Raw genomic sequence first — 23,547 nt, 5'->3', positions numbered from 1 at the left:
GTCCGCCACCGGCATGTCGTCCGCGAGCGCTCCGGCCGGCACTGGCCGCTCCGGCACCGGGCGGACGCGGTGCGGTGCAGCACCACCTCAGCGAAGCGATCAAGGCGGTCCCGCCATGAGCTGCCGGAAGATCACACCAAGGTCTACCGGACGTCACCTGGGCCCAGCACAATCACCCGTATGACGACCCCCACGGGCGCGCCACTGCCCACGCACCGTACGCCCGTCGTGCTCGCACGGGGGTTGCTGACCGGTGGCGTGGTCGGCACATCGCTCACCGCGCTCGTCGTGGGTGGGATCGTGGGGAACGTACCGTTGTTCGTCGCGGGGTTGGTCCTGCCCGCAGTCTATGGACTTCTGTTCTTCCTCGCCGGTATACCGAGGCGTGCCCGGGAGGCGGCGGTCGTGCCCCGCACGGCGCTCGCGATGATCGAGAGCCTTGAGGCCGTCGGGGGCGAGACGAGCGACATACCGGTGCGGTTCGAGCTCACCGTCGCACCGGACGACGGGCCGGCGTACCGGGTGGAGATCACGCAGGACATCAACCTCGTGGACCTGTCCGACTACCGGCCGCGCGACGTGGTGGTGGTCCAGTACCCGCCGGACAGGCCGTGGCGGGTGCGCATCGTCAAGCGGCCGACGCCGGAATGGGAGGACCGGGCGGCCTCGGCCCGCCTCGACTCGGCGCCCGGGACCGCCAGGGCGGCCGCGCCCCCGGAGGGTTGTGCCTTCGGCTTCGTCATGCTCCTCGGCCTGCTGCTCGGCGCGGCCGTCGTGGTCCTGCTGTTCCGCGCGGACCTCTTCGATCGGGACGACACAGCGCAACCGCCTTCGCCCGCGCGGCCGTCCGTCTCCTCCACGTCGTCGACCACGGTGTTGTCGTCGGCGTCCGGAACCGTCTCCCTGGGTCCGGGCCAGTCGTTCCTCGGCAAGGGTGAGCTGGACCGGGCCATCGGCTCGCTCACCAAGGGTGGGGCCACGCACCAGGCACTCACTGTCGTCGTGCGGGAGCACCTGCTGTCGGTCGTGTTCTCGCCGACCGGCACGCAGACCATGGGGCTCGACCCCCGCGCGCTGCCGTATGGCCGTTTCCCCGCCCTGGTCGACGAGGCCACGACCACTCTCGGCGTCCACTCCCCCGGGACCTGGCAGATCACCGCCGAACGTCTCACTGGCTCCCTCGTCATCAGGGTCGTCGTGACCGGGCCCGAAGGCACGGCGTCACTGGAGGCGAACGGGCAGGGCAAGGTGGTGCGGCGCACGCCCGCAGGGTGAGGCGCCCTGGACGCGGTGTTCCGGACGGCAGGGTGCGCTCGGTGGCCGTCCCCGAAGTGGCAGGAGGAAAGCCGGATGGGCTGGCACGGATATCTGGTGGTGTGGTGTGGCGTGTTCGGCACGGTCGCGCTGGTCGGCTACGGGATGTCGCTGGCCGGGATGACCCGGGCGCAGCGGGCGGTCCGGGTGGAGGGACGGATCGAGCAGGTGGGGGAACCCCGGCACGGAAGCTCCCCGAAGGACGGGATCGCGGTGGTCGTCTCTTTCCAGGACCCGTCCACCGGGCAGGAGTTCACCGTCGCGAACGACGGTGAACGGGGCGATAGGATCAGCGTGGCCTGGACGGGCCGGGAGATCGGCGTCCACTACCCGCGCGGCAGACCCCACGCCTTCCGGTTCACCAGCGACCCCTCCGAAGGCGGGCGCGGACTCGGCCTGCCGACCTTCGCGGTCTTCCTCGTCTACGCCGGTCTGGTCGTCGTCGCCGCGATCGACCGGGGCTGGCCGTGGGCCCTGGTCGGTTTCTGCGGGCCGTGGGCCCTCTCCGGCGTGTACCATCTGCCCGGAAACGTACGCGACAGGAATCGCCGTCTCGACGCACTGGCGGCCATGGCCGCCGTGCCCGGCCGGGTCGTCGCCGTGCTCAAGAGCGTCAGCACCGACGAGGACGGACACACCTCCACGCGCGTGGTGCCGGTCGTCACCTTCACCACCCTCGACGGTACGGCCGTTACGGCCTACTGCGAGTCAGGGCTGCGGGACCCCGCCGGGTCACGGGGCCGGGACGTCACGGTCCACTACTCCCCCGATGACCCAGCGGTCTTCACCCTGGACGTGGGGGCCGAACGCCGGTCCCGGAAGCAGGACATGGCCGTCAACATCGTGGGTCTTGTGGTCGTGGTGGCGGCAGCCGTGGTGGGGATGGTGACACTGTGACGCGGGAGCCGGGTCGCCTTCTCGCCATGGGTCCCCTGCCGTTCGACCAGGAGGACGTGCATCTGCGCGTGGAGCAGGGGGTGTTCTCGCTGTTCAGCGAGCCGTCCCGAGAGCACTTTCCAGGCGGCGCTGCGCTGGCTCGGGGCGCTGGTGCATTGCGGGGGCCCGAGCCGGCGAGACGAGCGGAAGGCCACTCAGCCTGCTCTGGTTACGGTCGTGGACTCGGTCCGAAGAGCGAGCGCAGTCCGGACACGCCCCACGAACTCGGGAGGCAGCCGGATCGGGCCCGGGGCCGGGTTCATGAGAACGGGAGGCGCCAGGTGGTCCGGTCTCCTTGGGGTCGCCGCGATCCGCCCATGCCTCCAGTCACGGTCCTTCCTTCGACCGTTGGACCGCCCTCCAGCGCGGGGCGTCGTCATCGGGGACGTCCGGAGACGCGAAGTGGAAAGGCACGTGAAGATGGTCGGCCAGCGCCCGGCCGGCCTCGGCGGCGCCAACACCGGGACGAGGGCCGCCGGAGCGGTGGTAGACGGTCGCCAGGTGCCCCTCCCCCTCTGCGGTGTCCAGGACCGCGACCAGGAGTACGAACCAGTCGTGCACCGTGTCGCCGTCCCAGAACGCCTCCACCGCCGCCACGCGGCCTGGGAGAGCTGCGGCGCGGGCTGCGAGCGAGGGGAGGTCCAGCGGATCGGGCGGGGTGCGCTGCACGCGGTCGCCCAGAGCCTCGTATCGCGCCTGGACCACTCGCTCGGCTTCGTGCAGGCCCACCCCCAGGGGACGTAGCGCCTCCCAGGCGGACCTGACCGCCGGCAGCCTGCGGTCGCGCAGCACGTCGGCATCGACTTCTCGGCGGGTCCGTTCCTCGAAGTAGGCCCACCAGCCGCTCACTGGGTCCCCGTCCAATGCCTCAAGGTGCGTGTCATGGTGCGAACGTACGCCGGCGGCTCGACGCCCGTCCCGGCGTCCCACCCGTACACCGCGCGCACGGGCAATGTCAGCTTCGGCAGTTCGAGCGGGCCGGTCCCTCCGGCCGGTCCCTCCCCGGGTTGTGCGAGCCCGAGCTTCAGAACGGGGGACCCTCGCTCCACGCGGTGGTTGAGGGCTGTGGAGGACGGGGCCTGTCCTGGTGCAGGAAAGCAACGGCTTCTTCGACGCGGCCGAGGTCTATGAGGTAACCGGCCAGGGCGTGGCTGTTCGCGGGGGCGTGAAGCTGCAGGAGCTCAACGGCTTCCTCGGTACGTCCGGAGTCGGCCAGCAATTCGGCGATGGGCAGCGCCGCGTACGGTGTGGACGCCTCGGGATGGGCCTGGGCCTGCTCCACGGCTTCGTCGACCCGGCCACAGGCGGCCATCAGTGGAAGCCTCATCCGGTACAGGTCCCAGTCCTCCTCGCCGCGGCGCGTCTTGCGGGCGTCGAGGTAGACCAGGCCGTCCTCGGGACGGCCCCGGTCGATGCAGAGGGTGCAGAGGACATGCCAGATCCAGTCATCGGTCCCGCCGGGGCCGTCGACCAGGGCCCTCATCACGTCGATCGCCTCGTCCCCGCGGTCGTGCCGCGCCAGCAGGTGCGCCAGCTGGACCGCCGTGTTGCCCCGGCGAACGGACGCCTCGCCGGCCTGCCGGTACACGGCGATCGCACCCTCCACGTCACCGCGTTCCTCCAGCAGCTCCGCGAGGCTCTGCGCGGCATACCCCAGCTTCTCGGCGGCCGCGTAGGCGCGCAGTTCCCCGGTCCGGCCGTGCCGGGCCAGCAGATCGGCCAGCTGATCCCGGCCGTTGACCGGGGCGGTGCCACGGGTGCGAAGCAGAGCGATCGCTGCCTCGACGCGGCCCTGGCGTTCGCGGATCGTGGCGAGCAAGCCGATCGCCGTGTCGGGGTCGAGGCCGCGGCAACACCACGGGCCGTCGCAACGGTGCTCTTCCGGAATCCGGGCAGTGAGCTGCTCGGCCGCCTCCTCGCCGCGGCCTGCGCTCTCCGCGACGTCAACGAGCGCCGCAGCGAGGAACCAGTCGTCGATGTGCGGAAGCAGCAGGTTGAACGCCTCATCGCTCCGGTCGTGCCGGGCGAGCAATCGCGCGTAGAACTCCAGCGCCAGTGGATGCCCGAGCTCCATACGGGATCGCGTCAGCACGATGGCCTCGTCGGCCCGTCCCCAATCCTCCAACAGCTCCGCCGTGGTCCTGGTGGCCGTCCACCAGCCCGTGGCAAGGTACGGGGCGAGCGTCTCCAGCGCATCACCGTGTCGCCCCTGGTCACCGAGCAGTCGCGCCCACTCCCGCGCGCAGAACCACTCCCCGCGACCGGCCCAGAGCTCCACCTTTTCGAGATGGCCGAGTTCGAGAAGCCGGGAGACCAGATGCGGCGGGATGCAGCCGGACTGCGTCCGAGCCCGATAGTCAAGATCAGTAGCGTCCACAGCGACGTACCGTAGCCCCTGTACTCGACCATGACGACGCCAGTACCGCCACCGTAGAGATCGCGTCTCGACGGCAAGGAGCCACTGACGTCATCGGTCGGGCCGGTCTCCGAGCGTGCGGAACCTTGCCTGTTTGCCGTTGGGTTACCCGTGCCGGTTCTCACCGCCCCGCACCCGCAATCGCGGGTGCGGGTGCGGGGGGTATGGCGACCGAACGTCCTGTTCGACCGCTACCGCTTGGCGGCCACGAATCCCCACTGGTCGACCGGTGTTCCGCCGGCAGCGTCCGGGCGCCACAGACTGATCGAGCCGAAGCCCGGCTCCACCATTTCGAGTCCGTCCGCAAAGGTTGCCATGATCTCCTTGGGACGCGAGATGTACGGCATGGCGCCGCCGCTGGCGTACTCGTCGGACCCGGCCTGCGTTTCCGGGGTCTCGATGGTGTCGCACAGCATCAGGTAGCTACCCGCGGGCAACGCGTCCAAGTAGCTGCGGAGCAGCGCCGCCGCCTCGCCCGAGTCCGCTACGTGTCCCAGCGTCGAGAGCACCATCACCGCCACCGGCCGGTCGAGGTCCAGCGTGCGGCCGGCCTCGCGCAGCACCGTCTTCGCGTCCCTCAGGTCCGCGTGCACGTAGTCCGTCGCCCCTTCGGGCCGGCTCGTGAGCAGGGCACGGGCGTGGGCGAGGACGATCGGGTCGTTGTCCACGTACACGATGCGTGCCGTCGGCTCGACGTCTTGGGCCACCTCGTGCGTCGCGTTCGCCGTCGGCAGTCCGGTGCCGAGGTCCAGGAACTGCCGCACCCCTGCCTCACCGGCCAGATAGCGCACCGCTCGCGCCTGGAACGCCCTGGAGGCGCGCGCTATCTCGATGATCTGCGGGTACAGCTCCTCCATCGTGGCCCCGAGTCGGCGGTCCACCTCATAGTTGTCCTTGCCGCCCAGCCAGTAGTTCCACACCCGCGCCGAATGCGGCGTACCCGTGTCGATCCCGTCCACCGCCATCTGGATGCCCTGCCTGTCAGTCATCGGCCCTCTTCGCCTCGCGCATCGGCAGCACGGACAAACCCCGTACCGCGCCGTGCCCATGTTTCCTCACCTGCAACATCCGCACCAGCCCCAGAAGGGCAACTTACCTTCGGGGCGTGGAGGAAGGGCCGGACGCATCAGCTCGTACGGCCCACCAGCATGCTTTGAGAGCCGGGCTCCCCTCCGCAGTTGGGGCAGCGAGGAGTCCAAGGGGGCGGCGATGCCGGGGGATGCGGCGCGGCGCAATGCGACGGGGCCGGCGAGGTCAAGGTCGCGCATTGCGCGGGCTCAACGAAGCGGTGCGGTGCGGTGCGGTGCGGTGCGGTGATGATGTGCGGGTGTTCTACGAAGGTCTCAGCGAGTACGACTACCAGGACGAGGACGCGTGCGCGGACAGGGAGTCGGGCTTCTATGCGCTCTGGTACCGCCCGGCGTACACCCGCCTGAACATCGGGTGGCTGGAAGCCGGAAAACCGTACGCGACGCGGACGGTCCCCACGATCTTCGTGGAGAAGCTGAAGGCTGTGCAGGAGGTCCAGTGGATGGACGTCTGCCTCGGGGTGCACGAGTGCGACCTCTGTTCTGAGGAGGAGGCTCCGACAGGGAACGGAGAGGTACGGATCCCGGGCGGGCCCGGCTTCGCTTATGCCGCTCCGTTCCTGATCACGCACTACATCACCGCCCACGGCTACCGGCCACCGCATGCCTTCATGGATGCCGTTCTCGCTGTCGATCTCGACGCATGGGCGTCCGCACGGTGGCCCGACGTCCCTTTTCCCTGGGTTCCGGATGACGCGGAACGCATGCTGGAGTAGAGGCGAGCAAGGCTCACATGCCGCAGCCGGAGCCGGGGTGAGGCGACGGTGACCGTTCCCGTGAAGGACGTAGCCCGCTCAACGGGCCCCTGCTGTGAGTTTGACGGAATGGTAACGCTGATCGCGTCGGTGGGCCGCCGCGCCGCATGATCGGCATGTAACCGCGTGTGCCGCGAGCCGAGGAGAAGCCCATGCATCCCGAACCGACCGCCGAGTTCCGCCACCGCACCGTCGAGGCCCCGGCCGGGCGCCTGCACCTGGTCGAGCAGGGCACCGGCCCGCTGGTCCTGCTCGTGCACGGCTTCCCCGAGTTCTGGTACTCCTGGCGCCGTCAGCTCCCGGCCCTCGCCGCCGCCGGCTTCCGGGCGGTGGCGATCGACGTACGAGGTTACGGCCGCTCCTCCAAGCCCGCCACGGCCGGTGCCTACCGGATGCTCGACCTGGTGGAGGACAACGTCGCCGTGGTGCGCGCTCAGACTGCGCCGGACGCTACCCGCGGGGGCCGAAGCCCGTCCGCTGCCCGTGGTGAGCCGGTGGCGCACTACGTGTCGCGGGTCCGGGTACCGGTGCCGGATACAACCCAGCTCAGCGTGATCACGCAAGCGCTGAAGCAGGGGCTGATCGCTGGAGGCGCAGGAAGTGTCCCGGTTAACCTGGATGAGAGGCTCGAAAGGCCGGGACCGTCACGGAGCGAACCGGCTGCCATGTGCTGGCGCGGCTGCTGGAACGCCGGGGTCGCGCCGCCGTCGGCCCCGGCCGCCACGCGGGCGGCCCCGGCCCGTGCAAGGACGCCTGCGGCCGCTGAGCTGAAGGGCCCGAGGAGGAGGTGGGCGGATGGACGGCGACAGGACCGGGGCGGGAACGGACCGCCCGGTGCGGCTGCTTCTCGTCTCGGATACTCATGTGCCTCGGCGAGCCAAGCGGCTCCCCGACGGACTGTTGCGCGAGGTGGACCGTGCCGACGTCGTCCTCCACGCCGGGGACTGGGTCGATACCGCCACCCTGGACCTGCTGGAGGAACGCGCGCGCCGTCTGGTTGCCGTGTACGGCAACAACGACGGCCCGGAACTGCGGGCCCGGCTGCCAGAGGTTGCCCGCGTCGAACTGGGAGGTCTGCGGTTCGGTGTCGTGCACGAGACCGGGGCGGCTCGCGGACGGGAGGCCCGCTGCGCCGCGCTCCACCCGGAACTGGACGTCCTGGTCTTCGGCCACAGCCACATCCCGTGGGACTCCGAGGCGCCGGGCGGGTTGCGCCTGCTGAACCCCGGCTCCCCCACGGACCGCAGACGGCAGCCATACTGCACATACATGACGTGCGCCGTGACAAACGGAGCGCTCGGCGAGGTCGTCCTTCACCGCCTGCCCAGACGCTGATCTCACCCGGTCGGGCGGCGGCCGAGGCGCAGCGAGGACGGTGTACCCCGTCAGACTGTTTCCTGCCAGAGCGTGCCCGTCAGCCAGATGGTGAGTTGATCGCGACAAGCTCGACCTCGAAGCCGTCGACGTTCTCCAGGTAGGCCGCGTACTGCTGATTGCCTCCGGCGTGCGGGTGAAGCTCGGGGAACATCAGGCTCCAGCCATGCTGGGCCGCGTCGACGACCAACTTCTCGACGGTAGCGGCATCTTCGACGTGGAAGGCCAGGTGGTTCAGCCCGGGCCGGCAGCGGTCGTACCGGTCGGCGGTGAGGGCCGGGGACTGCTCAAGTACGAGATAGGTCGGCCCGAGCAGCCAGCTGCGGCCGGCGCCCCAGCTCTGCGAGACGGCATAACCCAGCGTCTGGAGCAGCCAGCCGAGTGAGTCGATGGCGCGACCCAGATCGGGGACCCAGATCTCGACGTGGTGCAGTGCCCCGTGCGTCGGCCGGTTCACTCGGCCACCTCCTCGTCCTGCTCGACCGAGGCGTTGCTCCGGGTCGAGGGAGGGATGGGGGCGGCTGGAATGGTGCATACATATTGAGTGAGGGTGCGGCCGGGAATCGACCCGGAGGGGGCACGGCCGACCGGGATCGCTCCCATGGCCTCGTAGAAGCGCTCAGCGTTCGGGTCGGCATCGATGGTGAGCTGGCTGAACCCCGAGGTCCGAGCAGTTTGGACGGCATGGGCGAACAACAGCCGGCCGATGCCCTGCCCGATCGCTTCGGGGTCGACGAACATCATGCCCAACACACCGTGCGGCGGCTCGCCTTCCACCGTCGTAAAGCCCACGACGGCGCCCTCTCGCTCCGCAACAGCCGTCCGGCGGTCGGCGAGCTCTGAATCGCTGAGCCTGAGCTCTTCCCGGCACGACGCGATGAAGTCGGCGTCGTAGCCCCAATGGGCTTTCGAGCGCAGCGCCAGTTCGGACAGGAGGCCCGCTTCCTCGGGCCGAGCAGGTCGGATCGAGACCGCCACTTGAGCACCTCCGCATAGTCGTCATCCATGGTCCATGATCCACCTATTCAGGTGCTGATGAGGGGTGGGAGCAGCGCACGGTCCACACATGTCAGACGGTCGGTCAGGGCAAGGGGCACATACCCCATCGGTGCCGCCGTCCGATACCGGAGCCGGCCGCCATCGCGGGCGGCCGCCCGTACCGAACGCGCGGAGTGGCCCGCCAGCGGCCCACTGCTCCCCACGGTGGCGGAAGTACGCTTCGACGCCCTCCCGCGTGCCGGGGGTATCGGCGCGTACGTCATGTCCCGGGAGGGCTGCGTACGCCAAGCTGCAGTTCCTGCTCAGCCACGACGCCTTCACGCCGACCGGAGAGGAACGACACCGCCATGTCTGACACCACACCCCAGCTCACGGATCGAAGCGGCCGCCGCTACGCACTCGACCAGCCCCGTTGGCGCGGTGACGACGGCGGCCCGCTGATGCTGGAGCCTCTGCCCGGCATCACCCGTCGGCAGATCGACACCGGCGCCAACTCCCAGTGGCGCTACCGCGCCGCGCTCCCCCTGCCCCAGGGTGAACCCGTGACTCTGGGCGAAGGACGCACCCCCTTGCTGCAGCGCACCCTGGCCGGACTCGAGGTCGCGATCAAGCCCGAGCCCATGAACCCCACCGGTAGTTTCAAGGACCGCGGCAGCTCCGTCATGATCAGTGCGCTGCGCCACCAAGGCGTCAAGCAACTCCTGGAGGACTCCAGCGGCAACGGTGGCTCCTCCGTCGCCGCGTACTGCGCCGCCGCCGGCATCGACGCCCAGATCATCGCTCCCGCCTCCACCTCTCCCTCGAAGATCGTGCGAAGCCGCCTGCACGGAGCCAGTGTGGAGCTCGTCCCCGGCACCCGCCAGGACGTCGCCGACGAAGCCGTCCGACGTGCCGGCACCCGCTTCTACGCAAGTCACAACTGGCACCCTCAGTTCCTTCAGGGCGTCAAGCTGATCGCCTACGAGATCTGGGAGGACCTGGGCTTCACCGCCCCCTCGGCCGTGCTCGTCCCCGCGGGCGCCGGCAGCCTCGTTCTGGGCTGCGCCATGGGCTTCGCCGAACTCAAACGGTGCGGCGAGATCGACCAGGTGCCCCGCATCCTGGTCAGCCAGCCCGAGCGGTGCTGTCCCCTCGTCCGCGCCTTCAACGGTGGAGCGGCCGCCGTTGACGCTCGTGCCTGGCCCGCGACGCTCGCCGAGGGGACGGCCATCGCCCAGCCGGTACGCGATCGGGAAGTGCTCCAGGCGATCCGGGACAGCAGCGGCGGCGCCACCGCGGTGGCCGAGGAAGAACTCCTGCCCGCCGTCCGGGAGCTCGCCGCCACCGGCGTGTTCGTCGAGCCCACCAGCGCACAAGTCCTGCCTGCCCTACGGCAGTTCCACGCCACGGGACACGTCGGCCCCGACGACACCGTCGTCCTGGTCCTGACCGGCTCCGGCCTCAAGGCCGGTCAGGCCCTGAGCCGGCTCAGCGCCGACTAGCGCGTCGTCGCCGGCCAGTGCTGTCTTCCCCGAGCCCGAAAACCTCGCAAGCCGCCACGCGGACCGGCAGGGCATCTGCGTACTCCTGGGGCATGCCGTCTTGTCTGTCGCCGGATGTCAGCTCAGTTGCTCGGCCAGTCCGACGATGATGCCCGCCGGGCCGCGGAGGTAGCAGAGCAGGTAGCTGTCCTCGAACCTGGCCATCTCCCCGACGAGTTCGGCGCCGTGAGGGCGCAGGCGGGCAACGGTGTCCTCGATGTCGTCGACGGCGAACATGACGCGGTGAGTGCCCAGCACGTTGTGCGGCTGGTTGCGCGGCTCGACGCTGATCACTGCGGGGCTGTGGTACTTCGACAGCTCGAGGCGGCTGTGACCGTCCGGGGTTCGGACCATCGCGATCTCGCAGCGCACGCCGTCGAGTCCGGTGCACTGGTCGGCGAAGGGGCCCTCCACCTCCGCTCTGCCTTCCAGCTCCATTCCGAGTTCCACGAAGAACGCGATGGCGGCGTCCATGTCCTCTACGACGATGCCGACGTTGTCCATCCGCTGAATCGCCATGCTGGTCACTCCTTCTTCCTCGTACGGCCGGTGGTGGCCGTTGATGCCCCCGGACGGCGCCGGTGACACACTCCGCGCGTCCGCAGACGGTCGGGCTCCGAAGCTCTGGACCGCCCCCAGCGCCGCTGCGGCAGCAGACCCAAGGCAGGCGACACCCCAGTGAGTCGGCATGGCGCAAGCAGCCGGTCCCATGGAGGCGATCAGCCGGCAGCGTGCCGTCCCCGCATTGCCATGCTTCCGCCACGGATCACAGCGTGCGTGCTTGAGCATGGCGCCGCCTCGATTGCTTCACGCTACCGGGTCGCCCTTGGCGGATGGAGCTCCCCGCGCCGCGGTGTTGGTATCCGCGCAGGCCCGCTGGCGGATCGTCAACGGCCCACAGGGTGATCCTCGACCTGCCGAGCAGCCGTGCAACCTCCGTGACGAGCGGGAAGATGAGCGTCCCGATGCCTCGGCCTTGATAGGCATCAGCCGGAGTCGGACCGAAGCGACAGTCAGACCTCTCAGCAAGACGGACGCCCGCTTCCTGATAGCGCGCGATGTCCCCGGAAGTCAGAGCGAGGCTGAACTCCACCAGGCCGATGATCCTGGCGGACACTACGTCCGCGAGCACCAGTCTGAGCTTGTCGTAACGCGCGATCGCGTCGCACATCTTCCGGGCAGTTGCGAGATCGTACCCGTCGAACGTGCTGAGCCGACGCGATTCGGAGGAGAGAGCGTCCAGGAAATCGGCCAAGCACCCGGTATCAGCTTGTGTGAGGGGGCGAAAGACGATGTCCGAACCGTCATGCGCCTCCAGGCGCCTCGTCAGGCGAAGAGGGTCGGCAGCGATGTCCGTCAACGTGAGCATCCCGGCAGTCTCCTTTCGCGCAGCGTCGAATCTCACGCAACATCGAAGAGACAAACCTATCGGATGTCGATTTCTCGACAGAACGATTTGTCGCGCCCTCCTCAAATGGATCGACTGAACAGTCGCAGGACAGCCCAGCAGGTCAGCCCAGCAGGACGTCAGTCAGACCCTGAGCCACGACCACCGGAACCCGCTACGAGTATCAATGTCAGACCTGTCTGGGATGCTCCGCGCATGGAGATGACACTGCAACTGACCATCGACTGCTCCGATCCGCAGAGGATGGTGACCTTCTGGGCCGGTGCCTTGGGCTACGTGCCTGAGCCTCCGCCGGATGGGCACGCCACATGGCGGGCCTACTGGGCGGCGATGGGAGTGCCCGAGGCAGAGTTGCCGGCCGGTGCCGGGGACATTCCCGAATCGATCATCGATCCCGCGGGTCGTGGACCGAGGGTGTGGTTCCAGCAGGTTCCGGAGCCGAAGGCCGCCAAGAACCGGTGGCACTTCGACTTGAAGGTCGGTGGGGGCCATGACGTTCCACTGGACGTTCGCACGCTGCGGGTCAAGGCCACGGTGGAAGGGCTGGTCGAAGCCGGTGCCACCGTGCTGCGGATCAGGGATGAGCCGGACACGGGGCTCTACGCCGCCGCCATGCAGGACCCCGAGGGCAACGAATTCGACATCGTCTGAGGACCGTTGCGTCGATGCTGATCACAGCCACCCGTTCACGGCTGCGACCAGTACCGTCGTCTCGTAGCGCACGGAGAGCTTGGCGTTCCGTGTAGCCACTGACATGCGCCCTGCGAGGCACGCGGAGCTTCTCCGGCACCGGTCCGGGCTGCGGCGAGCCCCCGCGCTGTCCAACGTGGAGTCGACGCCCGGGCTCCGTACGATCGCTCACGTCTCGATCGTGACGTCGGCCACCTGGTTCTGCGCATCGAAGCGTACGGCGGGCCAGTAGCCGTCCATGATGTGTTCGCCGCAGGAATCGTTGAGGTGCAGGACGACTTCCCGCTCGTCATCGACCACGACGGTGTCGAGCAGAAGGTCGGCGTGGGACTGCGTCAGCTCCTCTTCGGTCGGAGGGGCAGTACTGAAGCGGTGAACGACCGCCTCCACCGCTCGCTGTTGCAGGACCGCGCTGTCTTCGACGGCGCGGCGGAGCCGCGGAAGCAGTCGCCGAGCCTGAACCCTGTCCCCGGTGCCCAGGAGCAGCACGACGGTGCGGTCGCCAAGTCGCCTGTTCCGGCTGAAGAACGGGTCGTTCGAACGGCCGCCTCCGGGCAACGGCTGTGAACCCCGGACGAACCGGCCGAGGACCTCGTCACCTACCGTCGCCAGATGCTGCCCGGCCAGGGCGGTTGCTGGGGGCTGCTGGAGGCTGCGGTCAAGAAGGGCACCCTAGCCAGTGGCGCATCGAAGTCTCTTCGTCGCCCCGGCGGGCGCACAGGGTGGTGTTCAGGTGCGCTGCGCGTGTTCGAAAGCCTCTTCCCCGCACCTCGACGAGTACGGGCTCGGCCAGCCGAGGGCACCGAGCGCATACACGCCGTGCGGGGCTCCGCTTGCCCGCTCCACGGTCGTCCAGCAGTTCTCGCGGGGAAAGGCCCGCCAGCGCTTCCGGAGTCAATCAACCGCCCGGACCGCAGGCGTGGTTCGTCACGGACCGAGCGGCTTCGGCGGCCCGCCGCCGTGGTCATCTCGAACGCCTTCCGCCCGTGGACCGGATCTATGCTGTGGCCTGCGGCCACCGTCTGTTCGTCAGTCCACACAGCTCACGATGTTCATCGGTGGTCGCACACGTTTGCGCACCGTCTGGGGCCGGACGCCGACCAGAGAGCAGAAAGTGATCACCACACTCCTTGCCGTCATCGGGACACTCCTCGGCGCGATCGTCACCGGCACGTTCCAGCACCTGGCGGCAGGGCGCACCGAACGCGCGGCCGCCGCCGCTCAGTTGCGGCGCGACCGGTTCGACGCGGTGACCACGCTCGCCTCAGCCGGCTCCGACCACCGTCGGGCTCTGTGGATGCGCGGGGAAGCTCAGCTACGCGGCGCGGGCGACGATGAGCTGGAAGAACTGCGTGCCAAGTCCCACGTCACCCGTTCCGCCATCACCCGCCCCCTGGTTGCCCTGCGGCTCCTCGTGCCCGACCGGACTGTCCACACCACTGCCCAGGCGATGGTCGTCGCCACCTACGACATGGTCGATGCCGCCATGAGCATCGAAGCGCTCACCGCAGCGCAGGACACCACCCGCGCCGCACACGATCGCTTCATCGACGCTGCCGCCGCCTGCTTCAGGGCCCACGCCTGATCGTGCATTGGCCCCGCCACCTCGGGTGACCTGCGCACGAATCGTGTGCGCCCACAGTTGCCTCGTTGCGGACCGTGAGCCTTTCGTATCAGCGAGCGACTGCGCGGTCCGTGTGGGATGCGGACGCGTACGCCTTGTAGGCCGGCACCGAAATCGCGGGCATGGTGGCGAGACGGCCGGGGAGGCCGATGCCGCCGAAAGCGAGGCCGGCTGCGACTCACCCTGCGGATGCAGCGGCTGCTCGGAGTCCGGCGATTCCCTGGTCCAGGGCGGCGCGAAGGTGGTCGGAGCTGCCGGTTGCCAGCAGGATCGACACCCCGCCCTGGATCCCCGCCAGCAGCGCCGCCGCTGTCCGGTCGGCGTCGAGTCCGGCCGGAAGGCGGCCCGCCGACTGCATCGTCCGCACCCCGGCGGCCAACTGCTCCTGCCATTCCCTCAGCAGTTCGACCACGATCGCCCGAGCTCCTGGGGTGTCCCGGCCGACCTGCAGGAACAGCGAGCCGAGCGGGCAGTGGTCGCCCTGTCGCTCATAGCGTTCGAGGACCGAGTCGCGCCAGCGTGACCAGGCCGCCCAGGAATCCAGGCAGCCCAGGTGCGGCTGCTGGTCGGCCAGGACACGGTCGGCCTCCAGCTGGGCCACCGCGAGCAGCAGCGCGTCCTTGCCGTCCGGGAAGTAGTGGAACAGCTGGCTCTTGCTCGTGCGGGTGTGGGCCAGCACGTCGTCCAGCGTGGCCGCCGCGACGCCCTTCTCCCGCAGCACCTCCGCAGCCCCCTGGATGATCCGGGCGCGGGTGGCCTCGCCCTTGGCCGTCAATGTTCCACGCATAGCGCTCCTCCTGTGGACCGTGCGGTCCACTTTAGTCGGGCCGCCTCTCCCCCTCGGATTGGACTTGCGGGTCCATTTTTTGCGGACCACCATCGGGCTCGTCAGTTCGTCCGCACCACCCCACCGAACGGGAGCCGTCCGCATCATGAGTAACCGCCTGAGCAGCAGAAACGCCCTGGTCACCGGCGCTACCAGCAACATCGGACGGGCCATCGCGGTGGCCCTGGCCTCCGAGGGCGCGCATGTCGCCGTGTCCGGCCGCAACCGGGAGCGCGGTGAGGAGGTCGTCGCCGAGATCCGCAGCGCGGGCGGCAGGGCGGACTTCGTGGCCGCCGACCTCGACGGCACTTCGGCCGCCTCTCGCGCCCTCGCCGAGGACGCGCTGCGCACCCTCGGCGGCCGCATCGACATCCTGGTCAACAACGCCGGCGTCTACCCCAGCCCCACCACGCCCGACACCGACGAAGAGACCTTCGACCGGATCTACGCGGTCAACGTCAAGGCGCCGTTCTTCCTCACCGCCGCCCTGGCACCCGCGATGATCGAGGCCGGGGGCGGCGCGGTGGTCAACCTCGGCTCCTGGATCGCCAGGCTGGCCGTCCCCGTCGGCTCCGTCTACAGCTCGTCCAAGGCGGCGATGGAGTCCCTCACGCGCAGCTGGGCCGCCGAGTTCGGTGCGCAGGGTGTCCGTGTCAACGCCGTTTCGCCCGGTGTGGTCCACACGCCCACCCCGGCCGGCGACCCGGCCCATCCCGGCGACGTCATGATGCGGGGCACCCCGGCCGGTGGCCATGGCCTGCCCGAGGCGATCGGCCAGGCCGTGGTCTACCTGGCCTCGGACGAGGCGGCCTTTGTGCACGGCACCGTGCTGGATGTGGACGGCGGCCGCACAGCCGTGGCCGTCATCGCGGGCTGAGACGGGTGGCAGCGTTGCCAAAGTCCTCCGCGACTACCAGCGGTGCCGCAAGCCCCCGGGTCTCGGGTCGCAGCCGTCGTACCAGGGCATGATCCGCTCATGGAACGCTCAGCGACCCGTGGTCGGTGCGGAGGGACTTGTCGGCGCCTCACTCCAGTCGTTTGAAACGATGGCCGGCCCACATCAAGGCCCCTATGCCGGCGATCAGGAGCAGGGCCGCTTCCAGAGGAAGAGGGAGCTGTCGGCCGGCCCACTCGAGGCCACCGACGGCCGTCCCGTTCGGTACCTGCAGGGCAATGCTGCCACGGAGCAGGTCGACGCCGTAGGCGAGCGGGTTCGCGGCGGCCAGGACATGGGTCCAGCCGGGGAGGGACTGGAGGGGGAAGAAGCCGCCGGAGAGGAACAGGAGGGGCATCATCACCACGCCGAGCAACGTGTGGAACGCCTCGGGCCTGCGCAGGCTCACCGCCAGGGTCAACGCGAGGGCGGTGATGGTGAAGGAGATCAGGATCATCCCGGCGAGAAGCAGCGCCAGGAGGAGCGGGTCGTAGGGCAGACCGACTACGCCGGCCAGGCTGAGCAGTACGGCGCCCTGGGCCGTGGCGACGAGCGTGCCACCGGCGCAGCTGCCCAGGAGCAGAGTCGAGCGGCTGACCGGGGCCATCAGGAGTTCGCGCAGGTAGCCGCTCTGCCGGTCGGTGATCAGACGGATGCCGACCAGAATGGCCGGGGTCTGCACCGTCATCATCAGCATGCCGGGGAAGAGGTAGGTCTGGTAGCCCACCCCCAGTGATGAGCTGGGGATCAGAGCGGCCAGTCCGCCTCCCAGGATCACGAGGTACAGCACGGGATGGAGCAGCATCAGCGTGGTGTGGGCGCGCTGGCAGGCCAGGCGCAGCAGATCGCGGTAGATCAGGGCGTGGATCGCGCGGAGTTCCCGTTGCAGGCGTGTCGGCCGGTCACCGGCCATGGCGCCGGGGGTACCGGGCGCGTCGAGAGGCAGTGTGGTGGTCATCGGCCGCCGCCCGCTGCCGGCGTGGCGTCGCACGAGGTGGAGGGCGAAGTGGTCGGCGGCTGGTCGGGGCGCGCGCCGTGGATGCTGCGGCCGGTGTGGTGGAAGAAGACGTCGTCGAGCGTGGGCGGGGTCGCCGAAGCCGCGCGAACGGCGATGCCGTGGCCTTCCAGTGCCGCGCACAGGCGGGGGATCCAGGAGCTGCCGTCCGGCACGCGCAGGCAGACCCCGTCGATGCCCACGGTGACGGAGTGATCCGGGGACGCGAGACGGCGGACGACCTGGTGTGCTGTCACGTCGTCGCTGGTGTGCAGCACGACCCGGTCGTCTCCGATCGCGGCCTTCAGGGCGAGGGGTGTGCCTTGTGCCACCAGCCGGCCGCGGTCGATGATGGCGACGCGATCGCAGTTTCCCGCCTCTTCCAACTGGTGGGTGGTGACGAAGAGTGTGGTGCCGTGCCGCTCGCGCAGGGCGTACAGGTGCGCCCAGATCTGTGCGCGGGCGTGGGGGTCCAGGCCGGTGGTCGGCTCGTCCAGGAACAACAGGCTGGGCGCGTGCAGCAGTTGACGGGCGATCTCGAGGCGACGCCGCATTCCGCCCGACAAGGTGCGTACGGGAGAACGCCGCCGGTCGGTGAGTCCGGCCACCTCCAGGACCTCGGCAGCGCGCTGCCGGGCGTAGCCGCGGCGCAGCCCGTAGAGACGTGCGTGGATGCGCAGGTTCTGTTCGGTGGTCAGGTCCGGGTCGAGCGCGCTGTGCTGGAACAGCATGCCGACCTGTTGCCGTACCCGGTGGGGCTGTGCGAGCACGTCCGCGCCCGCCACCGTGGCGTGTCCGGCGGTGGGGCGGGCCAGGGCGCACAACATGGCGATGGTGGTGGACTTCCCGGCGCCGTTGGGGCCGAGGAAGGCGAAGGTCTCCCCCTGTCGTACCTCCAGGTCAAGCCCTCTGACGGCATGAGTGGTCGTGCCGTCCGGTCCGGGGTAGGTCTTGGTGAGGCCGCGGGTGCGAATGGCGCACTCGGAGTCCGGAGGGGGTTGGCCGGCGTTCGTGCTGGTGAGGGCGGCCGTTGCGAGGGCCGTATGGGTGAGGTCGTCGTCACCGGTGTGGAGCTGCATGGGGTCCGGTCCTCGTCTGGTGGTCGCCATTCGGTTCCGCTCGGCCTGTGACACGAGGCTTTGCGCTGTCCGGCCCGCGTGTCGCGCTTCGTGGGAACAGTCATGCCGGAGGTCGAGTCGGCGGTCCGGCCGACGGCTGCCCCGGGACAGCCGTCGGCCGGATGTTGTGCCGGTCCTAGGCGCAGCTGATGCCGATGCAGACCGTGTTGAGTACGGTCAGCAGGCCGACGCACTCGCAGGTCGCCGAGAACTGGGCTCCGTCAGCGCCGACGGGGTCGGTCTCCGGGAGGGCGTGCAGGTGGGCCAGCAGTTCGAGGTCCTGGGTCTCCATTGGATTCTCCTTCTCTTGGGGTCGGCGGCAGACTTTCTGCCGCTCAGCCCGGCAGCTGGACGAGCCAGTGCCGGGGGTCGGCGTGACGGAGCCGCAGGAGGAAGGCCAGGATCCCGGAGGACCCGTCGCTCCAGCTGGTCGATACGTCTCCGTACTCATTGGGGAAGACCACGTGTCCGTGGCGGCGAGCTCCTTCGGTGGCGAGAAGGCGGCCCGTCTCGGTGGCCATCGCGCGGTAGGCCAGGTCCCCTGTGGCGGCGCTCATGTCGAGCAGGAAGTCGCCGTTGCCCGCCAGTCCATGGCACTGGGACAGGGGGGCGCGGGACGCACGTTCCATGACGGCCCGCGTGCTGCGGCGGGCGAGGTCGCCGAATCTGTTGTCACCGGTGACCTGCCAGAGCCGCACGAGGAAGGTGCCGATGCCCGCCGCGCCGTGGCACCAGTACGGGGCGGTGGGCTCGTCAGCGGCCTGGGCGGGCCACTGGACCGTCTCACCGATGGATACGGCGCTGTGCAGCAGGTGCTCACCGACCTCCACCGCCAGGTCCAGGTGCTCCTGGCGCTGCGAGACCACCGCGGTGGAGAGGATGAAGCAGCCGATGCCGGCGGATCCGTGGGCGAAGCCCAGGTACCGTTTGCCGGACTCGCCGGTAAGCGCTTCTGCCGGGACCGCCCAGCTCACCGCGGACGGCCCGCGCTGTGCGGCGGACGCCAGTCGGTCGGCCGCGTCGGCGGCCAGTTCGGCGAAGCGCGGGTCACCGGTGCGGTGCCAGAGGTGGAGGGCGGCCATTCCGCTGCCCGCGGTGCCATGGGTGATGTCGTGGTGGAGCGCGGGTTCCTGTGGAGCCAGCGCCAGAGCCAGCGCGTGTTCGACGAGGGCCGGGTCGTCGATGGCGCGCCCGGCGTCGTACAGCGCCCAGGCCGTTCCTCGGCCCCCGAAATGCAGGCCGGGCCGAGTGGAGCGGGTGTCGGTGCGCTCTGCGACCCAATGGCCCGCCGTCGAGATCAGGTCGGGCAGTCGGGGGTCCGCGGTCAGTTCGAAGTACCGCGTCAGCACGGCGAGGGGGCCGGCCGCTCCCTGCTGCACGGTGCAGGGGTCGGTCTGTCCGGCCGTGGTGGACACGGGCCACAGTCTTCGGTCGTCCGCCGGAGTCATCGAGTCGATGAGGTGGTTCACGAGCCCGGCGACCGCATCGTGCCGGTCCTCGCCTTCTGCTGGGGGGACTTGGGCGCCGGTTCTCGTCCTGGGGCGTGCCGGGTCCGTCCTGCGGAGGGCCTCGCGTGCCCGGGACGGGTCCCAGCGCTCGGCGGGATCGTCCCTCATCAGGCCCAGGATCATTTCCGCCACGCCGCCGGGGAGGTTCGCGGGTCCGGCGCAGGCGGCCAGCCAGGCGGCGAGCCTTTCCTCGTCGGGCCTGGTGGCCGGTTCCTCGGGGAGCAGGTTCGGCACCTTCCCGACCAGGACGAGGCACGCGGTCGCGCCGAGGCTGTAGTAGTCGGCCGTCACGGATACGGGTGCGTCGTCCAGGCGCTCGGGGGCGCTGAAGCCGGGGGTTCCCACCCGCGTCGGCAGGCAGGAGCCGGCCTCGGCGGTGGCGAGCTCCAGATCGATGAGGCGTAGTTCGCCGTCCGGGCGGACCATGACGTTGCCGGGTGTGAAGTCCCGCAGGACGCAGCCGTGGGCATGGGCTGCCGCGACCAGCTCCACCAGGCGCGCGACCTGGGCCAGCGCGTCGACCCGGTAGCGTTCGCCTCCGACGTCCCGGAAGTGCTCGGCGACCCAGGTCCGCAGGCTGACGCCCGGGACTTCGCTCTGGGCGAGGAACAGGTGGCGTCCGTGTTCGAAGAGTGCCAGCGCTTCCGGAGCGAGCCCCGTGCCCTTGAGCCGTTCCAAAGTCCGGGCCTCGGCGCGCAGCCAGTCGCGGACGTCGTGGCCGGAGGCGTCGCCCTCCACGTGCGGCCGCGTCTCCTTGATGACCACGGGGGCGCCGGTGTGGACGTCGGTGCCTCGGTAGACGCCGCCCTTGTTGGTGTGCCGGATCGCTTCCCGTACCTCGAAGCGGCCGCCGAGCAGCACCTGACCGCTCGCTGCGTCGGCCTTGTCCGGAGGGAGGGGCACCGCGGCGGGGAACGGGCAGACCGCCCAAGGCGGTGGGCAGTAGCGGCCGCTGCGCTGGTCCTCCACGGGATTGCCGTCGGGGTCCTCGATGTACCAGATCAGCAGGCCGTCGTCGGACAGCCGCTGCCGGCCCGTGAAGGCGCCGTAGCGGTAGTGCACCAGGCTGTACGGGGCGTAGGGCTGATCGGAAAGGATGCGGGGGCCGGCCAGTCCGGTCGTCGCCGCGTGCAGTTCCCTGGCGAGCCGGACCGCGTCGGCGTCCGAGCGGGGGTAGACGGTGAGGAACTTGCCGGAGCTCCCCCGGGGCGTGGCACGGGAGTTGAGGGCGTTCACCTGGTCGAGCGACCGCGCGAACTTGAAGGGGGATTCGTCCCGCAGCAGTACGTCCAGGGCCTTGGCGAGAACGGCCGGCGCGGAGGCGGCCGTTGCCGACAGGTGCAACTTCCAGCCCTGGTCGGGCCCGGTGCCGGCTCGTGATGCGACCCGGCACCACACCTCGTCGGTGACGGCCGTCCAGTGGGCGACCGTCCCGGTGGTCCGCAGGGCTTGGTGGAGAAGGCTTTCCAGCTCGACTTCAGTTGCGTGGCTCGTCATGTGTGTCCCTCTCAACGGTGAGGACCGCTGATCGGAAATTGCCCACGTCACATGAACGTGGAACGCGCACGAGCCGGAATCACCTGCTTCAGCGAGCGCACGGGTCTTGCTGCTGCCGTGCATGGCGCCGCCCGGCGCGCGGCGAGGCGCACGCGCGGCGAGCGTCGCACGGTGGCTTGCTGTGGATCACTGGACCCGCATCTCATACGTCCGGAGGCCCGGGCTGCGTCGGAGGAACTCGCAGAGGTAGCCCAGGCCGTCGACATCGGAACGATTACGTCGATGCATGAAATTGTTCGGCGCGCGGCGCAGCCCGCCGGTTTCCTTTACCAGCCCGCCTTCGCCGCGTCGTACGCGGCACGGCAGTCCGCGTTGGTGGCATCGGCGGTCAGCTTCTCCATGGAGCTCACCCAGATCCGCTTGGCCAGCTTCTCCAGCTCGCGCGTCTCGGCCGGGATGTTCGGCGCGTACTTCTTGATCGTCGCCAGGGACGACTTGGCGAACTTGTTGCACACGGGCCCGGCCGCGTTGCGGTAGCGGGTGTCCAGGTCCGTGGCGACGGCCTTGCCGTTGTCCGTCGCCCAGCTGTTCCAAGCCGCGCAGGCCTTCTCGGTGAAGACCATCTGATCGGCCTCGCTCAGGCCCAGGACCTCGCCCATCATGGTGTTCTTGGCCTTGTCCGGGACCGTGAAGTCGACAACGGGGAACTTGTCGAGGGTTTCCAGCAGCGCCTCCTGGCACGCGGGCGGGAAGGAGGCCGCCTGCGCCGGGGAGGGGACGGCCAGCGCGGTGACGGACAGGAGGGCCGCGGCGAGGACAGTGCTCCGGGCGGTACGCGAAAAGGTCATGGGTGTGGTGCTCCTTGTACGAGGCGGTGTCGTCGTGGGCACCGCGTCAGTGCCCGACGGCTACAGAACGATCACCGGCATTCGTAGGTCACGGGCGTCGCGGGCCGAAACGCCGCCGGTCCCTCGAAGGGGCGGCGCCCACCCGCCCGACAGCATCCGGGGACCGGGCGGGCGCCGGAATGCCCGGCGTCCGCCGGGGCGGCAGCGCGTTGCGGGTGCGCCTGCGGAAGACCAGCAGTCCCGCGCACGCGGCCCCGGTGAGCCAGAGGAGCTGGATCGCGAGGCCCTCCCCCGCCGGTGCGTCGGAGAAGGCCGCGGCCATGCTGGCCTGCACGGCGCCGTACGTCGGCAGGAAGCGCACGACGGGGCTGTCGGAGCCGGAGCTGGAGAGGGGGTTCTGCAGGGCGACGTCCAGGATGCTGATCATCAGGATGGCGAACATGCCCTCCACCTCGCGGCGGAGCACCGATCCGAAGACCACGCCGAGCGCCCCGTAGGTCAGGGCGGCGAGGAACAACCCGGCGGCCAGCACGAGGGGTTGTCTGGGGGACCAGGCGAAGCCTGCGGCGGCTGTGGCGTACGCGGCGACGGCCGTGCAGACCAGCGTGAGCGCGGTGAGCTTGGCCAGGACGAGGTGGTATCGCGGGTACCCCGCCATGGCCAGGCGACGGTCGAAGGAGCCCCCGGTGAAGGTGGCGGCGAACATCATGAAGCCTGCGATCAGGGTGACCGCGTTCAGCGCGCCCGTGATCTGGGTGAGGTGGTTGCCCGGCGGGGACAGGACCTCGCCCGTGGCGCGCAGCCGGAACGGTGCCGGCCGGTCGGGAATGGCCACGTAGGCCAGGCCGATCCACACGGGGATGTACACGACCACCAGCAGCATCGCGAACCGGTTGCGGGCGTGCCCGATCAGCGCGTATCGGGACGCCGTGGTGAACAGGGACCAGTGCCTCCTCACGCCGTCGCCTCCGTACGCGTCTCCTGGCGGTGCAGGCGTCCGTCCTCCAGGCGCCACAGCAGGTCGAGCCGGTCGATGTCGTACGCCAGGTGCGAGACGACCAGCACCGAGCGCCCGGCGTCGCGCAGGCTCGTCGCCAGCTCCCAGAAGCGCAGATACGTCTCCCAGTCGAACCCCTGGTAGGGCTCGTCCAGCAGCAGGATGTCCGGATCGTGCATGAGCGCCAGCGTCAGGTTCAGCTTCTGCCGGGAGCCTCCGCTGAGGAGGCCGGCACGCTGGTCGAGGTATTCGGTGAAGCCGAGGATCTCCATCACTTCACCGGCCCGTCGCAGGTCCGGCAGACCGAAGGCGCTCCGGAAGAAGTCGAGGTGCTGGCGGACGGTGAACGAGTCGTCCAGAACGACGGCCTGCGGGCAGTAGCCGAACCTTCCGCTGTGCCGCACCGTTCCCCGGTCCGGTCTGAGCTCTCCGGCGAGGATCTTGAGCAGGGTCGACTTGCCGGCGCCGTTCTCCCCGACGATCCCGGCGAGCGTGCCGGGCCGCAGCTGGAGGCCGACGCCCCGGAGAACGGCATGCTGCCGGTAGGAGTGGTGCACATCCGTGACGTCCATCGCGCTGCTCCGTCGTGACAGGTCTTCCCGGCGGCCCGGGCCGTACGTGTTCTCCGGCCCGACGGGTGTTCCGGCCGGCCGCTCGGCCGCGTGACCGGCCCGCCCGTGCCCAACGAGCGGGCCGCACGG

The 23,547-nt window shown here is 69.9% G+C and carries 24 protein-coding genes and 1 pseudogene; 9 read left to right on the top strand and 16 right to left on the bottom strand.

Features of this window, described 5'->3' with window-relative positions:
- The first annotated feature begins 180 nt into the window (after positions 1–180).
- Together E6R18_RS07480 and E6R18_RS07475 are read left to right on the top strand one after the other, a co-directional pair.
- Positions 181–1,275, top strand: a complete 1,095-nt coding sequence (locus tag E6R18_RS07480) for a hypothetical protein (RefSeq protein WP_136316042.1) — start codon at positions 181–183, stop codon at positions 1,273–1,275.
- Positions 1,276–1,350: 75 nt separating this feature from the next.
- The gene (locus E6R18_RS07475) at positions 1,351–2,211 is read left to right on the top strand and encodes a DUF3592 domain-containing protein (RefSeq protein WP_136316041.1); all 861 of its coding nucleotides are present in this window, start codon (positions 1,351–1,353) and stop codon (positions 2,209–2,211) included.
- 366 nt (positions 2,212–2,577) lie between these two features.
- Here the strand turns inward: E6R18_RS07475 and E6R18_RS07470 are convergent, their stop codons facing one another.
- The 3 genes from E6R18_RS07470 to E6R18_RS07460 all read right to left on the bottom strand — a co-directional run bounded on the left by E6R18_RS07470 (position 2,578) and on the right by E6R18_RS07460 (position 5,655).
- On the bottom strand, positions 2,578–3,099 hold the full coding sequence (locus E6R18_RS07470) for a hypothetical protein (protein ID WP_136316040.1): 522 nt from the start codon (positions 3,097–3,099) through the stop codon (positions 2,578–2,580).
- Positions 3,100–3,274: 175 nt separating this feature from the next.
- Positions 3,275–4,627, bottom strand: coding sequence for a tetratricopeptide repeat protein (locus tag E6R18_RS07465; protein ID WP_136316039.1), 1,353 nt, complete (start codon positions 4,625–4,627; stop codon positions 3,275–3,277).
- Positions 4,628–4,857: 230 nt separating this feature from the next.
- Positions 4,858–5,655, bottom strand: coding sequence for an SAM-dependent methyltransferase (locus E6R18_RS07460; protein ID WP_136316038.1), 798 nt, complete (start codon positions 5,653–5,655; stop codon positions 4,858–4,860).
- 278 nt (positions 5,656–5,933) lie between these two features.
- Between E6R18_RS07460 and E6R18_RS07455 the strand changes: the two genes are divergently transcribed.
- The 3 genes and pseudogenes from E6R18_RS07455 to E6R18_RS07445 all read left to right on the top strand — a co-directional run bounded on the left by E6R18_RS07455 (position 5,934) and on the right by E6R18_RS07445 (position 7,844).
- Positions 5,934–6,470 (top strand): hypothetical protein, encoded by a 537-nt coding sequence (locus E6R18_RS07455; RefSeq protein WP_240799630.1) that lies wholly within the window; start codon positions 5,934–5,936, stop codon positions 6,468–6,470.
- 191 nt (positions 6,471–6,661) lie between these two features.
- Positions 6,662–6,943, top strand: a pseudogene (locus tag E6R18_RS07450) (alpha/beta fold hydrolase); the annotation flags it as partial.
- A gap of 400 nt (positions 6,944–7,343) precedes the next feature.
- Positions 7,344–7,844 (top strand): metallophosphoesterase, encoded by a 501-nt coding sequence (locus E6R18_RS07445; RefSeq protein WP_136316063.1) that lies wholly within the window; start codon positions 7,344–7,346, stop codon positions 7,842–7,844.
- A gap of 79 nt (positions 7,845–7,923) precedes the next feature.
- On the opposite strand, the gene E6R18_RS07440 is transcribed toward E6R18_RS07445, so the two are convergent.
- Positions 7,924–8,340 carry a VOC family protein gene (locus E6R18_RS07440; protein WP_240799629.1) on the bottom strand — a complete coding sequence of 139 codons (417 nt, stop codon included), beginning with the start codon at positions 8,338–8,340 and terminating at the stop codon, positions 7,924–7,926.
- Entirely contained in the window at positions 8,337–8,861 is a 525-nt protein-coding gene (locus E6R18_RS07435) for a GNAT family N-acetyltransferase (protein ID WP_136316035.1), read from the bottom strand. Before E6R18_RS07435 ends, E6R18_RS07440 begins: the two co-directional genes overlap by 4 nt.
- 368 nt (positions 8,862–9,229) lie before the next feature.
- On the opposite strand from E6R18_RS07435, the gene E6R18_RS07425 reads away from it, so the two are divergent.
- Positions 9,230–10,363: a threonine synthase gene (locus E6R18_RS07425; protein WP_136316034.1), complete on the top strand. Its 1,134-nt coding sequence runs from the start codon at positions 9,230–9,232 to the stop codon at positions 10,361–10,363.
- A gap of 117 nt (positions 10,364–10,480) precedes the next feature.
- On the opposite strand, the gene E6R18_RS07420 is transcribed toward E6R18_RS07425, so the two are convergent.
- Both E6R18_RS07420 and E6R18_RS07415 read right to left on the bottom strand, forming a co-directional pair.
- Positions 10,481–10,921, bottom strand: a complete 441-nt coding sequence (locus E6R18_RS07420) for a VOC family protein (RefSeq protein ID WP_136316033.1) — start codon at positions 10,919–10,921, stop codon at positions 10,481–10,483.
- A gap of 247 nt (positions 10,922–11,168) precedes the next feature.
- Positions 11,169–11,771 (bottom strand): GNAT family N-acetyltransferase, encoded by a 603-nt coding sequence (locus E6R18_RS07415; RefSeq protein ID WP_136316032.1) that lies wholly within the window; start codon positions 11,769–11,771, stop codon positions 11,169–11,171.
- Positions 11,772–12,005: 234 nt separating this feature from the next.
- On the opposite strand from E6R18_RS07415, the gene E6R18_RS07410 reads away from it, so the two are divergent.
- A complete protein-coding gene (locus E6R18_RS07410; protein WP_136316031.1) occupies positions 12,006–12,461 on the top strand; it encodes a VOC family protein in 456 nt (151 codons plus the stop codon).
- A gap of 207 nt (positions 12,462–12,668) precedes the next feature.
- Here E6R18_RS07410 and E6R18_RS07405 read toward each other — a convergent pair whose 3' ends face one another.
- A complete protein-coding gene (locus E6R18_RS07405; RefSeq protein WP_136316030.1) occupies positions 12,669–12,989 on the bottom strand; it encodes a hypothetical protein in 321 nt (106 codons plus the stop codon).
- A gap of 625 nt (positions 12,990–13,614) precedes the next feature.
- On the opposite strand from E6R18_RS07405, the gene E6R18_RS07400 reads away from it, so the two are divergent.
- Positions 13,615–14,085, top strand: coding sequence for a hypothetical protein (locus tag E6R18_RS07400; RefSeq protein WP_136316062.1), 471 nt, complete (start codon positions 13,615–13,617; stop codon positions 14,083–14,085).
- Positions 14,086–14,302: 217 nt separating this feature from the next.
- Here E6R18_RS07400 and E6R18_RS07395 read toward each other — a convergent pair whose 3' ends face one another.
- A complete protein-coding gene (locus E6R18_RS07395) occupies positions 14,303–14,911 on the bottom strand; it encodes a TetR/AcrR family transcriptional regulator (protein WP_136316029.1) in 609 nt (202 codons plus the stop codon).
- Between the two features lie 145 nt (positions 14,912–15,056).
- Between E6R18_RS07395 and E6R18_RS07390 the strand changes: the two genes are divergently transcribed.
- Positions 15,057–15,827 (top strand): SDR family oxidoreductase, encoded by a 771-nt coding sequence (locus E6R18_RS07390; protein ID WP_136316028.1) that lies wholly within the window; start codon positions 15,057–15,059, stop codon positions 15,825–15,827.
- A 148-nt stretch (positions 15,828–15,975) separates the two neighbouring features.
- On the opposite strand, the gene E6R18_RS07385 is transcribed toward E6R18_RS07390, so the two are convergent.
- The 7 genes from E6R18_RS07385 to E6R18_RS07360 form a co-directional block, all read right to left on the bottom strand.
- Positions 15,976–16,842: an ABC transporter permease gene (locus tag E6R18_RS07385; protein ID WP_240799628.1), complete on the bottom strand. Its 867-nt coding sequence runs from the start codon at positions 16,840–16,842 to the stop codon at positions 15,976–15,978.
- A complete protein-coding gene (locus E6R18_RS07380) occupies positions 16,839–17,957 on the bottom strand; it encodes an ATP-binding cassette domain-containing protein (RefSeq protein ID WP_136316027.1) in 1,119 nt (372 codons plus the stop codon). The genes E6R18_RS07385 and E6R18_RS07380 overlap by 4 nt, the downstream gene beginning before the upstream one ends.
- 175 nt (positions 17,958–18,132) lie before the next feature.
- The gene (locus E6R18_RS33975; protein WP_168712289.1) at positions 18,133–18,288 is read right to left on the bottom strand and encodes a VenA family class IV lanthipeptide; all 156 of its coding nucleotides are present in this window, start codon (positions 18,286–18,288) and stop codon (positions 18,133–18,135) included.
- Positions 18,289–18,331: 43 nt separating this feature from the next.
- On the bottom strand, positions 18,332–21,001 hold the full coding sequence (lanL, locus tag E6R18_RS07375; protein ID WP_136316026.1) for a class IV lanthionine synthetase LanL: 2,670 nt from the start codon (positions 20,999–21,001) through the stop codon (positions 18,332–18,334).
- Positions 21,002–21,327: 326 nt separating this feature from the next.
- Positions 21,328–21,849, bottom strand: a complete 522-nt coding sequence (locus E6R18_RS07370; protein ID WP_136316025.1) for a hypothetical protein — start codon at positions 21,847–21,849, stop codon at positions 21,328–21,330.
- Between the two features lie 88 nt (positions 21,850–21,937).
- Entirely contained in the window at positions 21,938–22,807 is an 870-nt protein-coding gene (locus E6R18_RS07365; protein ID WP_136316024.1) for an ABC transporter permease, read from the bottom strand.
- Positions 22,804–23,418, bottom strand: coding sequence for an ABC transporter ATP-binding protein (locus E6R18_RS07360; protein WP_136316023.1), 615 nt, complete (start codon positions 23,416–23,418; stop codon positions 22,804–22,806). Before E6R18_RS07360 ends, E6R18_RS07365 begins: the two co-directional genes overlap by 4 nt.
- Positions 23,419–23,547 lie beyond the last annotated feature (129 nt).

Source organism: Streptomyces sp. A1277 (genome assembly GCF_004795015.1).
Taxonomy (GTDB): domain Bacteria; phylum Actinomycetota; class Actinomycetes; order Streptomycetales; family Streptomycetaceae; genus Streptomyces.
Note: the sequence above shows the minus strand (reverse complement) of the source record. Positions and strands in the feature narration are given on the sequence as shown.

Excerpts from the sequence above, each read along its gene's own strand:
- E6R18_RS07370 (WP_136316025.1), bottom strand. The coding sequence starts at position 21,849 with ATGACCTTTTCGCGTACCGCCCGGAGCACTGTCCTCGCCGCGGCCCTC.
- E6R18_RS07460 (WP_136316038.1), bottom strand. The coding sequence starts at position 5,655 with ATGACTGACAGGCAGGGCATCCAGATGGCGGTGGACGGGATCGACACG.
- E6R18_RS07415 (WP_136316032.1), bottom strand. The coding sequence starts at position 11,771 with ATGCTCACGTTGACGGACATCGCTGCCGACCCTCTTCGCCTGACGAGG.
- E6R18_RS07410 (WP_136316031.1), top strand. The coding sequence starts at position 12,006 with ATGGAGATGACACTGCAACTGACCATCGACTGCTCCGATCCGCAGAGG.
- E6R18_RS07425 (WP_136316034.1), top strand. The coding sequence starts at position 9,230 with ATGTCTGACACCACACCCCAGCTCACGGATCGAAGCGGCCGCCGCTAC.
- E6R18_RS07390 (WP_136316028.1), top strand. The coding sequence starts at position 15,057 with ATGAGTAACCGCCTGAGCAGCAGAAACGCCCTGGTCACCGGCGCTACC.
- lanL (WP_136316026.1), bottom strand. The coding sequence starts at position 21,001 with ATGACGAGCCACGCAACTGAAGTCGAGCTGGAAAGCCTTCTCCACCAA.
- E6R18_RS07480 (WP_136316042.1), top strand. The coding sequence starts at position 181 with ATGACGACCCCCACGGGCGCGCCACTGCCCACGCACCGTACGCCCGTC.
- E6R18_RS07420 (WP_136316033.1), bottom strand. The coding sequence starts at position 10,921 with ATGGCGATTCAGCGGATGGACAACGTCGGCATCGTCGTAGAGGACATG.
- E6R18_RS07380 (WP_136316027.1), bottom strand. The coding sequence starts at position 17,957 with ATGCAGCTCCACACCGGTGACGACGACCTCACCCATACGGCCCTCGCA.
- E6R18_RS33975 (WP_168712289.1), bottom strand. The coding sequence starts at position 18,288 with ATGGAGACCCAGGACCTCGAACTGCTGGCCCACCTGCACGCCCTCCCG.
- E6R18_RS07385 (WP_240799628.1), bottom strand. The coding sequence starts at position 16,842 with ATGACCACCACACTGCCTCTCGACGCGCCCGGTACCCCCGGCGCCATG.
- E6R18_RS07395 (WP_136316029.1), bottom strand. The coding sequence starts at position 14,911 with ATGCGTGGAACATTGACGGCCAAGGGCGAGGCCACCCGCGCCCGGATC.
- E6R18_RS07475 (WP_136316041.1), top strand. The coding sequence starts at position 1,351 with ATGGGCTGGCACGGATATCTGGTGGTGTGGTGTGGCGTGTTCGGCACG.
- E6R18_RS07360 (WP_136316023.1), bottom strand. The coding sequence starts at position 23,418 with ATGGACGTCACGGATGTGCACCACTCCTACCGGCAGCATGCCGTTCTC.